The following is a 13,572-nucleotide window of genomic DNA, read 5'->3' on the forward strand; positions in this document are numbered from 1 at the left end:
GGAGCGAGTATGAAACTGGTATTGCGCAATGCACTGGCGGCTGCAGCGATCGCCTCCGCCTTGACCTTGTCATTCACCGCGGTCAGCCCCGCCGCTGCGGCGACACCGAAAGACATGTTCGTCATGGCGACGTTCCTCGATGAATTCACCACGCTCGATCCCGGTGAGATCTACGAACTGGTGCCCGAAGAATATGTGGCCAATACCTATGACCGGCTCGTGCGCGTCGATCTGAAAGACCCGTCGAAGTTCAACGGCGATGTCGCGCAATCATGGTCCGTCAGTTCCGATGGCCTGACTTTCACGTTCAAGATCCGCCCCGGTCTCAAGTTCCACTCGGGTAATCCGTTGACTGCCGATGACGTCGCGTGGTCGATCCAGCGCACGGTCCTGCTCGACAAGGGGGCGGCCGCCGTGCTGCAAGGCATCGGTCTGACCAAAGACAATGCGCTGACTAACGTCAGGAAGATCGACGACACCACCGTCAGTGTGACGACCGACCAGAAATACGCCCCGACCTTCGTCCTGAACGTGCTCGGCGCGTGGCCTGCCTCGGTGGTCGACAAGCAGTTGTTGCTCTCGCACCAGAAAGGCAATGACTTCGGCAACGACTGGCTGCGCACCAACGAGGCCGGTTCCGGCGCCTATAAGCTCGTCAAGTGGACGGCCAACGACAGCATCGTGCTGCAGCGCTTCGACGGTTATCGCTTGCCGCTCGCGATGAAGCGCATTGTGCTGCGTCACGTGCCGGAAGCATCGAGCCAGCGCTTGCTGCTCGAGAACGGCGACGTCGATGTGGCGCGCAATCTGAGCCCGGACGATCTGACCGCGCTGACAAAATCCGGCAAGGCGTATACCACCGCCGTGCCGCAGGCAACGCTCCTGTATCTCGGCCTCAACGTCAAAAATCCGAACCTCGCGAAGCCGGAAGTCCAGCAAGCCATGAAATGGCTGATCGACTATAACGGCATCCAGAGCAATGTCGCGAAGACCACCTACAAGGTGCACGAAACGTTTCTTCCGGAAGGTTTTCTCGGCGCGCTGAACACGAATCCGTACCAGCAGAACGTCGCCAAGGCCAAGGCATTGCTCGTCAAAGCCGGACTGCCGAATGGTTTTTCCGTCACGATGGACGTGCGTAACGGCTATCCATACGGTGAAATCGCCGAGGCCGTACAGGCCAATCTCGCCCAGGGCGGTATCAAGGTGCAACTCATCCCGGGCGACAACAAGCAGACGCTGGCGAAGTATCGTTCGCGCTCGCACGACATCTATATCGGCGAATGGTCGGCGGACTACATCGATCCGCACAGCAACGCGCAGGGCTTCACCTGGAATCCGGACAATTCCGAGAAGTCCGCCTACAAGATGCTCGCGTGGCGCAACTCGTGGGATATTCCCGATCTGACGAAGGAGACCAACGCGGCGCTTGCGGAATCATCAACGGCGAAGCGCGCCGAGATGTACCAGACGATGCAGAAGCAGATGCTCGCCAACTCGCCCTTCGTGATCATGTTCCAGCAGGTCTCGCAGGTGGCTGCGCGACCGGGCGTGACGGGGCTCGAGGTGGGTCCGATCAATGACCTCGTGTCGTATCGCGATCTGAAGAAGCAGTAACGTATGCGTCGAAGGCGCCGCTTTCCTGGCTTCGCCTTCGACCGGGGAACCCATCATGTCGACGCCCCTCACGACGTTCGAACGCATCCGTGTGCTCTCAGCCGAACGCGCCAGTGTGCGCTGGACCTTGCGCCTCGTGCGCTGGATCATCACGCTCGCGATCACCTTCACCGGCTTGCTGGCGGTGACCTTCGTGATTGGTCGCAAGATACCGATCGACCCGGTGCTGGCGATTCTCGGCGATCGCGCGTCGGCGACGGCGTACGCGGCGGCCCGTCTGCAGCTCGGGCTCGACAAGCCGCTCGCTGTGCAGTTCCTGATCTACGCGCGCGATGTGCTGCACGGCAACTTCGGCATGTCGCTGCTGACGGCGCACCCTGTCATCGAAGACATCCAGCGCGTGTTCCCCGCGACACTCGAACTCGCGACGCTGTCGACCCTCATCGGCATCCTGATCGGTGTGCCGTTAGGCGTGATCGCCGCCGTGCGTCACAACCGCTGGATCGATCACGTTGCACGCTTTGTCGGCCTCGTCGGCAGTTCGGTGCCGGTGTTCTGGCTAGGGCTGATGGGACTGCTGCTGTTCTATGCGAAGCTGCACTGGGTAGCGGGCCCGGGGCGCATCGATCCCGTCTTTGACGGCATGGTCGATACGCATACAGGCAGCCTGCTCGTCGATTCGCTGATCGCGGGCGAATGGGACGTGTTCTTCAATGCGTTCTCGCATATCGCGCTGCCTGCGGCCATCCTCGGCTACTACTCGGTTGCCTATCTGAGCCGGATGACGCGTTCGTTCATGCTCGATCAGATGAGCCAGGAGTACATCATCACGGCACGCGCGAAAGGCTTGCCCGAGCGCCGGGTGATCTGGCGTCACGCCTTCGGCAATATCGCCGTGCCGCTGCTGACCGTCATCGCCCTCACCTACAGCTATCTGCTCGAAGGCTCCGTGCTGACCGAAATCGTCTTCGCCTGGCCCGGTATCGGTTCGTACCTGACGGGCGCGCTGCTGAATGCAGATATGAACGCGGTGCTGGGCAGCACGCTCGTGATCGGTGTCACGTTCATCGCACTCAATCTGCTGACCGACGCGCTTTATCGCGTGTTCGATCCGCGCGCCCGCTGATGTTGCAGAAACTTCTCACGTGCGTCCTCCGTCCGATCACTCAATGCAAACGCAGGACTGGCCGATGAATGCCGCGCCCCGACGATGGAAAGACTGGCTGCTAAGCGACACGCCCGCGTCACGCAAACAGGCCGCGCTCGGGCTTGCGTATCGGCGCTGGCAACGCTTCGCGAGTAATCCGTTATCTGTGTTTGGTCTGGTCATTCTTGCCTTGCTGATCATCGTCTCGGCAATCGGACCGCTAGTCGCGCCGCACGATCCGCTGCAGCAAGTACTCTCCGACCGCCTTCTGCCGCCCGGTTCGCCGTCGCACTGGTTCGGCACCGACCAGCTGGGTCGCGACATCTTTTCGCGGTTGATCTACGGTTCGCGGCTCACGCTTTCGATTGCGATACTCGTCGTGGTGATCGTGGTGCCCGTTGGCCTGATGATCGGCACCACCGCCGGTTTCTTTGGTGGCTGGGTCGATAACGTGCTGATGCGGATCACCGACGTGGCGCTCGCGTTTCCGAAGATCGTGCTTGCGCTCGCGTTTGCCGCAGCACTGGGACCGGGTGTCATCAACGCGGTGATCGCGATTTCGATTACTGCGTGGCCCGCCTACGCACGTCTCGCAAGAGCGGAGACCCTGCGGCTCGTGCAGGCCGATTTCATTCACGTCGCGCGGTTGCAGGGCGCGTCGCGGCTGCGCATCCTGTTGCGCTATATCGTGCCGCTGTGTTCGTCGTCGGTGATCGTGCGCGCGACGCTGGATATGGCCGGCGTCATTCTCACCGTCGCGGGTCTCGGCTTTCTGGGCCTCGGCACGCAACCGCCGAGCCCCGAGTGGGGTTACATGGTCGCCTCGGGCCGCAACGTGCTGCTCGACGCGTGGTGGGTGGCCACCATTCCGGGCTGCGCGATTCTGCTGGTGAGCCTCGCCTTCAACCTGCTCGGCGACGGTCTGCGCGACGTCTTCGATCCGCGCCAGGGAGGTTGATCATGTCCGTCGATACGACCAAACCGTTGTGTGAAATCGATAACCTGCGAATAGGTTTTCGCGGTCACGACGGTGTATTGACGGAAGCCGTACGTGGCCTGTCGCTGACACTGAATCGCGGCGAGCGACTGGGTATCGTCGGTGAATCCGGTTCCGGCAAATCGCTGACTGGACGCGCGCTGCTCGGCCTGCTGCCGCCTGATGCGCAATTCGATGCGAAGGCGATGAAGTTCGATGGTCAGGATCTGCTGGCGATGTCGGCACGCAAGCGCCGGCAACTGTGCGGCCAGCAGATGGGCATGATCCTGCAGGATCCGAAGTATTCGCTGAACCCGGTGATGACCGTCGCGCAGCAGATGCGCGAAGCGTTCGATCTGCATGGTCCGAAGCTCGGACGTCGCGAGATGCGCGAGAAGATCGTCGCCGCGCTGGCAGCGGTGCACATCCGCGATCCGGAACGTGTCGTTGATGCTTACCCTCACGAGTTATCGGGCGGCATGGGACAACGCGTGATGATCGCCATGATGGTGTCGTCGGGCCCGCGACTGCTCATCGCCGACGAGCCGACCAGTGCGCTCGACGTGCTCGTTTCGATGCAGGTACTCAGTGTGCTCGACGAGATGATCGACAAGCACGACACGGGCCTCATTTTTATCAGCCATGACCTGCCGCTCGTGATGTCGTTCTGCGACCGCGTCGTCGTGATGTACGCGGGGCGCGAAGTGGAAACCTGCGCGGCACGCGATCTCGTCCACGCCCAGCATCCTTATACGCGCGGCCTGCTTGCAGCCAATCCGCCGCTCGTCAATCCGCCCGATGAACTGCCGGTGCTTGAGCGGGATGCCGCGTGGCTTACGCAAGCGCAACCGCATCCGGCAGGAGCGTCAACATGATCGACGTCAACGCCCTCACGGTCCGCTTCAGGACGAAAACCGGCTATGTAGACGCGGTGCGCGAAGCGAGCTTTCATGTCGACGAAGGCGAAGTGTTCGGACTGGTCGGCGAATCCGGATCCGGCAAGTCGACGATCCTGCGCGCATTGACCGGCCTTGCGCCGATCGCCGGCGGTCATATCAAGGTCGGTTCGCACGTGCCCGGAGAAAAGCGCGACCGCTCGTTTCGACGCGACGTACAGATGGTGTTTCAGGACCCTTATGGTTCGCTCCATCCGCGCTTCACCGTCGATCAAACCCTGCGCGAACCGCTCACCATCAACCGTATCGATCGGCAGGATGAACGCATCGTCGATGCGCTGCGCGAAGTCGGCCTCGCGCCGGCATATCGCTTTCGCTATCCGCATCAGTTGTCGGGGGGCCAGCGGCAACGCGTTGCAATCGCGCGGGCGCTGATTGTCGAACCGCGCGTACTGCTGCTCGATGAGCCGACGTCCGCACTCGATGTGTCCGTGCAGGCCGAGATTCTCAACCTGCTACGACGGCTGCATCGCGAGCGCCGGCTGACCATGGTGCTGGTCAGCCACAATTTCGCCGTGGTCGGTTTTCTTTGCCAGCGCGTCGCCGTCATGCGCAATGGCGAAATCGTCGAGCAGCGCGATATCGCGTCGATTCGCGCGCAGCAGGTCGAGCATGAATACACGCGCAGCCTGTTGCTCGCGACCTCCGGATATCGGCGCGAGCCGGTTCAGCTAATTAGCGCGGATGAGCGCGGTTAAGCATGCGTTAACCTTTCATCGACTAGATTCGTCGGTTATGCAATCAACCTTGTCGGCGCGGCGCGCAGAACCTTGCGCCGACAACGCCTGACGAATCTTCGATAGAAAGGGAGTACGAGATGAATGGAAGTAGTGTGAACTTCGCGAGACAAGCCGTCAGCAAGGTTCCCGAAGTGACGCTCGGCTTCTGGGTGATCAAGGTGGCCGCCACGACACTGGGCGAAACCGGCGGTGACTGGGTATCGATGTCGCTGAACCTTGGGTACCTGGTGGGATCGGCGATTTTCCTCGTGTTGTTCATTGGCCTCGTTTCCGCGCAGGTGAAGGCACGCGATTTCCATCGCTTCCTCTACTGGGCAACGATTGTCGCCACGACGACGCTCGGCACGACCCTGGCGGATTTCGCCGATCGGTCGCTGGGTGTCGGTTATCCCGGAGGCACTGCCATCGTCGTTGCCTTGCTGATCGTGAGCCTGGCGATGTGGTATCGGTCGGAGGGAACGGTCTCGGTCGAGAGCATCGTTACCACCAGAGCCGAATGGTTCTACTGGATCACCATCCTGTACTCGCAGACGCTCGGTACCGCACTTGGAGACTGGGTGGCGGGCGACGATCGCGGCGGTCTGGGGATTGGATACGAATACGGTGCGTTACTCTTTGGCGCCGGTCTGGTGGTGGTTGCCGTGCTTTATTTCTCGACACGCGTATCGCGCACGGCGCTGTTCTGGGCGGCGTTCATTTTGACGCGGCCACTCGGTGCGACGTTGGGCGACTTCCTCGATAAACCGGTGGCACAGGGTGGGCTGCACATCAGCAGATTGTTTGCCTCCGCAATCCTGCTTGCTTTCATCGTGGCTTGTATCGTGCTGATACCGCAGCGTTCCGCGAAGCCGCAGCAGGCGGTGTGATCGTGTGAGCACGCGAAGAACCGACGAAGCCCGTCGTGCGTGCCAGCGAGATTGCACCCTTCGCACAGTTTGATGGCGCAATTGTCGCGACCCTGCTAGATTTCGACTCAGCCGAATCGTTGCCCCGGAGAGATCGATGGCAGACAAACCGACTTCCAGCGGATCCCCACTCCGTTCGCTGGTCCTGATTGCCGTTATCGTGGTTGCGCTCGTCGCAGCCTTTGCCTATACGGGAGGCTGGCTTACTCCGAATCGCCTGACCCCTGCCAAGATCGTTGACGCGCTGGCGCCGCCCGGTGGCCCTGCCCCCGGCTACCGGCGCAATCACGCTAAAGGCATCTGCTTCACCGGTAGCTTCGAATCGAATGGCGCGGCGGCGAGTCTGTCCAAAGCGCCGATGCTCGCGTCGGGCTCATACCCGGTCACAGGACGCTTTAACCTCGCGACACCGGTGCCCACCGCGCCGGACGGTACGGTTCGGGTACGCGGCCTCAGTCTGCGTATCGTTGCTGGCGATGGAAGCGAGTGGCGCACGGCGATGATCGATGCGCCCTTCTTCGCGGTGTCCACACCACAGGCCTTCTATGGTCTGCTTAAGGCAGTGGGCGACAAGAGCAACCCAGACGCGATGAAGAACTTCATCGGCGCGCATCCGGAATTCGGCAATTTTGCGAAGTGGGCGGGCAGTGCGCCGTGGACGGGTTCTTTCGCAGAAGAGCAATACAACAGCCTCAATAGCTTCATCCTCACCAATGCCGCTGGCGAACAGCAAGCCGTGCGCTGGTCTTTCGTGCCGGCCGCACAACCGGAGGCCGTCTCGCCCGATCAGTTGAAGGCACGCGGCGCCGACTTCCTCGATGCGGATATCACGCAACGCGTGCACAGCGCACCGCAACGATGGACACTGGTCTTCACGCTCGCCAACCCCGGTGACCCGACCGCCGATCCCACCAAGGCCTGGCCCGACGATCGGCGCAAGGTTGAAGCGGGAACGCTCGTGGTCAACACCATCGTGCCCGAAGCTGACGGACCGTGTCGCGATCTCAACTTCGATCCGACCGTCCTGCCATCCGGCATGCATGTTTCAGACGATCCGTTTCCCGCCGCGCGCTCTGCCGCCTACGCCGTATCGTTCGACCGGCGCACGGCGGAGGAGAAGAGCTATCCGCGGCATTCAGCGGCAGGAGACACGCCATGAGTCCGACACTCAATCGCTTCACACCGCTGCAGCGCGCGCTTCACTGGATCATGGCGATCTGCATCCTGGCGATGCTGTTTATCGGCGTCGGGATGGTGTCGACCGTGCGCCCTACCTATCTTTCGCTGGTATCGATTCATAAGCCGCTCGGCATCGCGATACTGGTGCTCGCGCTGATTCGTGTTGTGGTCAGGTTGACGCGAGGCGCACCGCCGTTGCCAGCATCGATGCCGGAACCGATGAAACTTGCCGCGCACCTGTCGCACCTCGCGTTCTACATCCTGATGATTGCGCTGCCGCTGATCGGTTGGGGCATGCTGTCGGCGGCTGATTATCCGGTCGTGGTGTTCGGCATTCATCTCCCCGCCTTCCTGCCGCATAGCGACAGCTTGCACACGCTGCTGTGGAACGCGCACAGAGTGCTCGCGTTGTGCTTCTTTGCGCTCATCGTGCTGCATCTCGCGGCAGCACTTTTGCATGCGCTGGTCAGACGCGATGGTGTCTTCCAGACGATGGCGTCCTGGCGATAAGACGGCGGGGCCTACCTCCGCTAGTGAATGGCAGTGGGATGTCGCCGCCTCGCGTGAGCTTTTGCTTATCGCGGCGGCGCGCTGCAACATGCGGTAATCCATCCCCCAACTAACCCCGATTGCAAATCTCCGCACGGCTCCGATGGAGTCGCTGCGCGTCTTTCTCCTCCCCGTTCGTGCTGCAGCGCAATCGCCTGCGAATCGTCTGCATATCGCAGCGCACAGCCATCCTTGCCGTCCCACGCCGGATTTACCGTCGCTTCGGCGCCGCGCGCCATGTTGCGGCACATCAAGGCCCACCTGACATCCATTCACGACACCTTATGCAAATCATAAAAATGTTTAACTTTTGTAGTAACGCGAATCCCCCCACCATGCCTGAACGTCATTGCTGCAAGGTCCATCACCGCTTCTGTCGCCGGTGACACAAGAGCCGCGCAGTGACCCGCAGCAGGCGAAGTCATGAACGGAGACGAAGAATTGGCACAGCCAGACAACGCAGTAGCCGGCGCGTATACCGCGCGACGGCATAGTCGCTGGGTGCAGCTCACCATTGGTGTGATCTGCATGGGCCTCGTGGCCAATCTCCAATACGCATGGACCCTGTTTGTCGAGCCGATGAATGCGCAGCATCACTGGGGGCTCGCTGCGATCCAGACCGCGTTCTCTATCTTCATCGTGACCGAAACGTGGCTCGTGCCGATCGAAGGCTGGCTCGTCGATCGCTTCGGTCCGCGTCCGGTCGTGATCGGCGGGGCGATCTGCGCCGGGCTCGGCTGGGTGCTCGATGCGTACGCACCGAATCTGCCGGTCCTCTACCTCGCGGCGGTGATCTCAGGCGTGGGTGCCGGCTGCGTCTACGGCACCTGCGTCGGCAACGCGCTGAAGTGGTTTCCGGACCGGCGCGGTCTTGCAGCCGGTCTGACGGCGGCCGGCTTCGGCGCCGGTGCCGCGCTCACCGCGATCCCCATCGGCAACATGATCCAGCACGCGGGCTACCAGCACGCGTTCGTCTTCTTCGGCCTGTTCCAGGGCACCGCGATCCTGTTGCTCGCCACCCTGCTCGTCACGCCGAACCCGCCTGCCTTCGCGCGCGGCATCAAGCGCGTCGTCGCGACGAAGATCGACTACACGACCGGCGAAATGATTCGCTCGCCCGTGTTCTGGGTGATGTACGCAATGTTCGTCTGCGTGGCGACTGGCGGCATCATCGCCACCGCGCAGATCGGACCGATCGCGAAGGAATACGGCTTCGCTTCGATGCCGATGTCGTTCTTCGCCGTGACGCTGCCGCTACTGACGATGACGCTATCGGTCAACAACCTCTGCAATGGCTTCACCCGTCCGCTGTGCGGTGCGATCTCCGATCGCATCGGCCGCGAGAACACGATGTTTCTCACGTTCCTCGGTGAAGGACTCGCGCTGCTCGGCCTGATGCACTTCGGCCACCACCCGACACTGTTCGTCGTGTTCTCCGGGCTGATCTTCCTGTTCTACGGTGACATCTTCTCGAATTTCCCGGCCACCTGCGCCGATACGTTCGGCAGCAAGTACGCGGCGGGCAATGCCGGCACGCTGTACACCGCGAAGGGCACAGCCGCGATGCTGGTGCCGGTGGCTTCGCTACTGTCCGTGCACGGCGGCTGGAATGTCGTGTTTATCGCGGCGGCGTGTATCGCGATCGCTGGCAGCGTGTCCGCGAAATTCGTGCTCGCACCGATGCGCCGCCGCTGGATCGAGAACTCGGCGAAAGAAAGCGAACAGATCGCATTCACCGGCGCATTCCGGCCGGCGCCACTGGGTTCGAACGAGTGATGGCCGCTCGAACCTGCAAAACAACCGACCATCAGAACCGCTCGCACAGCCACGAGCAAACCATCGGTGTGAAGTGACTCCACGCGACACCCGAACAGCCAACAACGAAACGGAGAGGAAGTCATGTCCACTGCCGAAATCGCCCGCCCTGAAATCACGGCCGACGAACCCCACCACGCTCCCGCTACGACGGATGGTTTTCATCTCGTCATCGACGCCCTCAAGCTCAACGATATCGATACGATTTTCGGTCTCGTCGGGATTCCGATCACCGACCTCGCGCGTCTTGCCCAGGCCGAAGGCATGCGCTTCATCGGCTTTCGCCACGAGCAGAATGCGGGCAACGCCGCCGCGATCTCGGGCTACATGACGAAGAAACCGGGGATCTGCCTGACCGTCTCCGCACCGGGCTTCCTGAACGGTCTCACCGCCCTTGCGAACGCGACGACCAACTGCTTCCCGATGATTCTGATCAGCGGATCGAGCGAGCGCGAGATCGTCGACCTGCAGCAGGGCGACTACGAAGAGATGGATCAGTTGAACGCGGCGAAGCCGTACGCGAAAGCGGCCTACCGCGTGCTGCACGCGGAGGACATCGGTGTCGGCATCGCGCGCGCGATTCGCGCCGCGGTGTCGGGTCGTCCGGGCGGCGTGTACCTCGATCTGCCGGCGAAGCTGCTCGCACAGACCATCGATGCCGTGAAGGCACAGCAATCGCTGATCAAGGTCGTCGATGCCGCGCCGAGTCAGCTGCCCTCGCCCGATTCGGTTGCGCGCGCACTCGATGTGATCCGTCGTGCAAAGCGTCCATTGATCCTGCTCGGCAAGGGCGCGGCCTATGCGCAGGCCGACGCGCAGATTCGCGCACTGGTCGAAAAGAGCGGCATCCCGTATCTGCCGATGTCGATGGCGAAGGGGCTGCTGCCCGACACGCACGCGCAGTGCGCGTCCGCGGCGCGCTCGTTCGTGCTGCAGGAGGCCGACTGCGTCGTGCTGATCGGCGCGCGGCTGAACTGGCTGCTCGCGCACGGCAAGGGCAAGACGTGGGGCACGGCGCCGAAGCAGTTCGTGCAGATCGACATCTCGCCGACCGAGATCGACAGCAACGTCGCGATCGCGGCGCCGGTGATCGGCGACATCGGTTCGTGCGTGTCGGCGCTCGTCGCCGGTATCGGTGCGGGCTTCCCGAAGCCGTCTACCGAATGGACCGGCGCAGTCGATGACCGCAAGAACAAGAACCTCGAAAAGATGGCCGCGACGCTCGCGAAGAATCCCTCGCCGATGGGCTTTCATAGCGCACTGCGCGCGATCCGCGACGTACTGAAGACCCGCCCCGACATCAACGTCGTCAACGAAGGCGCGAACACACTCGACTACGCCCGCTCGATCATCGATATGGCCCAGCCGCGCAAACGCTTCGATTCCGGCACGTGGGGAATCATGGGCATCGGCATGGGCTTCGCGATCGGTGCCGCGGTGACGAGCGGCACGCAGGTCGTCGCGATCGAAGGCGACAGCGCGTTCGGCTTCAGCGGCATGGAAATCGAAACCATCTGCCGCTATGACCTGCCGGTCTGCACGATCGTGTTCAACAACAACGGCGTGTATCGCGGCACCGACGTGAACCCGACTGGCGGAAAAGACGTCGCGCCGACCGTGTTCGTGAAGAACGCGCGCTACGACAGGATGATCGAGGCCTTCGGCGGAATCGGTTTCCACGCAACCACACCCGAGGAACTCACGCACGCGCTCGAAGAGGCGATCCGCTCGGGCAAACCGACGCTGATCAACGCCGTCATCGACGAAGCGGCCGGTACTGAAAGCGGCCGCCTGACGAATCTGAATCCGCAAAGCGCGGCCATGAAAAAGTAAGCGTAAAGAAGTACGCGAAAGACTAGCCACCCAGGAGAAATACCGTGAGCAAGAAACCACTCGAAGGCATCCGGATCATCGACTTCACGCACGTCCAGGCCGGCCCTGCGTGCACGCAGCTGCTGGCGTGGTTCGGCGCCGACGTGATCAAGGTCGAGCGACCGGGTTCGGGCGACGTCACGCGCAACCAGCTGCGCGATATTCCCGACGCCGATGCGCTCTACTTCACGATGCTCAACAGCAACAAGCGTTCGTTGACGCTCGACACGAAGAAGCCCGAAGGCAAGGAGGTGCTCGAAAAGCTGATCAAGGAATCGGACGTGCTGGTCGAAAACTTCGGCCCTGGCGCACTCGACCGGATGGGCTTCTCGTGGGACGTGATCCGCGATCTGAATCCGAAGATGATCGTCGCATCCGTGAAAGGCTTCAGCGATGGCCACCACTACGACGACCTGAAGGTCTACGAGAACGTCGCGCAATGCGCAGGCGGCGCCGCGTCGACCACCGGCTTCTGGGACGGCCCGCCGACGGTCAGCGCCGCCGCGCTCGGCGACAGCAACACCGGTATGCATCTCGCCATCGGTATCCTGACTGCGATCATCGGGCGGCAACAGACGGGCAAGGGGCAACGCGTGGCCGTGTCGATGCAGGACAGCGTGCTGAACCTGTGCCGCGTGAAGTTGCGCGACCAGCAGCGGCTCGACCGCCTTGGCTTCCTCGAGGAATATCCGCAGTACCCGCACGGTACGTTCAGCGACGTCGTGCCGCGCGGCGGCAATGCGGGCGGCGGTGGTCAACCTGGCTGGGTGCTCAAGTGCAAGGGCTGGGAAACTGATCCGAACGCGTACATCTACTTCACGATCCAGGGCCACGCGTGGGCGCCGATCTGCCGCGCGATCGGCAAGCCGGAGTGGATCGACGATCCGCAATACAACACGCCGAAAGCACGTCAACCGCACATCACCGCTATCTTCGACACGATCGAAGTGTGGCTCGCGGACAAGACCAAGTTCGAAGCGGTCGATATTCTGCGCAAGTTCGACATTCCGTGCGCGCCAGTGCTGACGATGAAAGAACTCGCCAACGACGAGTCGCTGCGCGCGAGCGGGACGATCGTCGAGGTGCAACACAAGGTGCGCGGGACGTATCTGACGGTCGGCAGCCCGATCAAGTTCTCCGACCTGAAACCGGAGATCACCGGGTCGCCGCTGCTCGGCGAACACACCGACGAAGTCCTGACGCAGCTCGGCTACACTCGCGAGCAGATCGCGCACATGCACGAAGGACAGGCGGTGTGACGCGCGCCTGAACCTGTCGATGTAGCCTTTCTCCGCCGCCCGCTCGTCTAGCGGGCGGCGGTGCTTCGATCACCGGCATCCCCCACCCGGACACTCCACCATGGCCATACCCATCGATTTCGAACAACTCGTGAACGCGATCGGCGACGCCGTCGTGATCTCCGACGCGCACGGCGCGATCACGCTGTGGAATCCCGCGGCGGAACGCATGTTCGGTTTCACCGAGGACGAAGCACTCGGCCAGTCGCTGGATCTGATCATTCCCGAACGATTACGCGGTCGCCATTGGGACGGCTACAACAAGACCATGGCAACCGGCGAAACGCGCTACGGCCACGACCTGCTGAAAGTGCCCGCGGTCGACAAGAGCGGCCGCACGATGTCGATCGCGTTCACAGTGGCACTGTTGCGTTCACCGCACGGCGATGTAACGGGCATCGTCGCTGTGATTCGCGACGAAACGAGCCGTTTTAACGAAGACCGTGCGCTGCGCAAGCGTGTTGCGGAACTCGAAGCGAAGGTCGTCGTGTGAGACTCGTCGCGGCATGCCACAATCG

General features: G+C 62.1%; 12 protein-coding genes. All 12 read left to right on the forward strand.

Annotation, left to right across the window (positions count from 1 at the left end):
- The first annotated feature begins 9 nt into the window (after positions 1–9).
- The 12 genes from BWP39_RS21235 to BWP39_RS21290 all read left to right on the forward strand — a co-directional run bounded on the left by BWP39_RS21235 (position 10) and on the right by BWP39_RS21290 (position 13,547).
- The gene (locus BWP39_RS21235; protein WP_096723791.1) at positions 10–1,617 is read left to right on the forward strand and encodes an ABC transporter substrate-binding protein; all 1,608 of its coding nucleotides are present in this window, start codon (positions 10–12) and stop codon (positions 1,615–1,617) included.
- Positions 1,618–1,672: 55 nt separating this feature from the next.
- Positions 1,673–2,743, forward strand: a complete 1,071-nt coding sequence (locus tag BWP39_RS21240) for an ABC transporter permease (RefSeq protein WP_096723793.1) — start codon at positions 1,673–1,675, stop codon at positions 2,741–2,743.
- Positions 2,744–2,807: 64 nt separating this feature from the next.
- Positions 2,808–3,722, forward strand: coding sequence for a nickel transporter permease (nikC, locus tag BWP39_RS21245; RefSeq protein ID WP_096726072.1), 915 nt, complete (start codon positions 2,808–2,810; stop codon positions 3,720–3,722).
- Positions 3,723–3,724: 2 nt separating this feature from the next.
- Entirely contained in the window at positions 3,725–4,615 is an 891-nt protein-coding gene (locus BWP39_RS21250) for an ABC transporter ATP-binding protein (RefSeq protein ID WP_096723795.1), read from the forward strand.
- Positions 4,612–5,394 (forward strand): ABC transporter ATP-binding protein, encoded by a 783-nt coding sequence (locus BWP39_RS21255; RefSeq protein ID WP_096723797.1) that lies wholly within the window; start codon positions 4,612–4,614, stop codon positions 5,392–5,394. Before BWP39_RS21250 ends, BWP39_RS21255 begins: the two co-directional genes overlap by 4 nt.
- Positions 5,395–5,513: 119 nt before the next feature.
- Positions 5,514–6,302 (forward strand): COG4705 family protein, encoded by a 789-nt coding sequence (locus BWP39_RS21260; protein WP_096723799.1) that lies wholly within the window; start codon positions 5,514–5,516, stop codon positions 6,300–6,302.
- Between the two features lie 136 nt (positions 6,303–6,438).
- On the forward strand, positions 6,439–7,500 hold the full coding sequence (locus tag BWP39_RS21265; protein ID WP_096723801.1) for a catalase family peroxidase: 1,062 nt from the start codon (positions 6,439–6,441) through the stop codon (positions 7,498–7,500).
- The gene (locus BWP39_RS21270) at positions 7,497–8,030 is read left to right on the forward strand and encodes a cytochrome b (RefSeq protein ID WP_096723803.1); all 534 of its coding nucleotides are present in this window, start codon (positions 7,497–7,499) and stop codon (positions 8,028–8,030) included. The genes BWP39_RS21265 and BWP39_RS21270 overlap by 4 nt, the downstream gene beginning before the upstream one ends.
- Positions 8,031–8,492: 462 nt before the next feature.
- Positions 8,493–9,845, forward strand: coding sequence for an oxalate/formate MFS antiporter (oxlT, locus tag BWP39_RS21275; protein WP_096723805.1), 1,353 nt, complete (start codon positions 8,493–8,495; stop codon positions 9,843–9,845).
- 123 nt (positions 9,846–9,968) lie between these two features.
- Positions 9,969–11,717: an oxalyl-CoA decarboxylase gene (gene oxc, locus BWP39_RS21280; RefSeq protein ID WP_207557014.1), complete on the forward strand. Its 1,749-nt coding sequence runs from the start codon at positions 9,969–9,971 to the stop codon at positions 11,715–11,717.
- 44 nt (positions 11,718–11,761) lie between these two features.
- A complete protein-coding gene (gene frc / locus BWP39_RS21285) occupies positions 11,762–13,015 on the forward strand; it encodes a formyl-CoA transferase (RefSeq protein ID WP_096723807.1) in 1,254 nt (417 codons plus the stop codon).
- Positions 13,016–13,115: 100 nt separating this feature from the next.
- Positions 13,116–13,547, forward strand: a complete 432-nt coding sequence (locus tag BWP39_RS21290) for a PAS domain-containing protein (protein WP_096723809.1) — start codon at positions 13,116–13,118, stop codon at positions 13,545–13,547.
- The last annotated feature ends 25 nt before the right edge of the window (positions 13,548–13,572 follow it).

The sequence above is a fragment of the Paraburkholderia acidicola genome (genome assembly GCF_002362315.1).
GTDB classification, from domain to species: domain Bacteria; phylum Pseudomonadota; class Gammaproteobacteria; order Burkholderiales; family Burkholderiaceae; genus Paraburkholderia; species Paraburkholderia acidicola.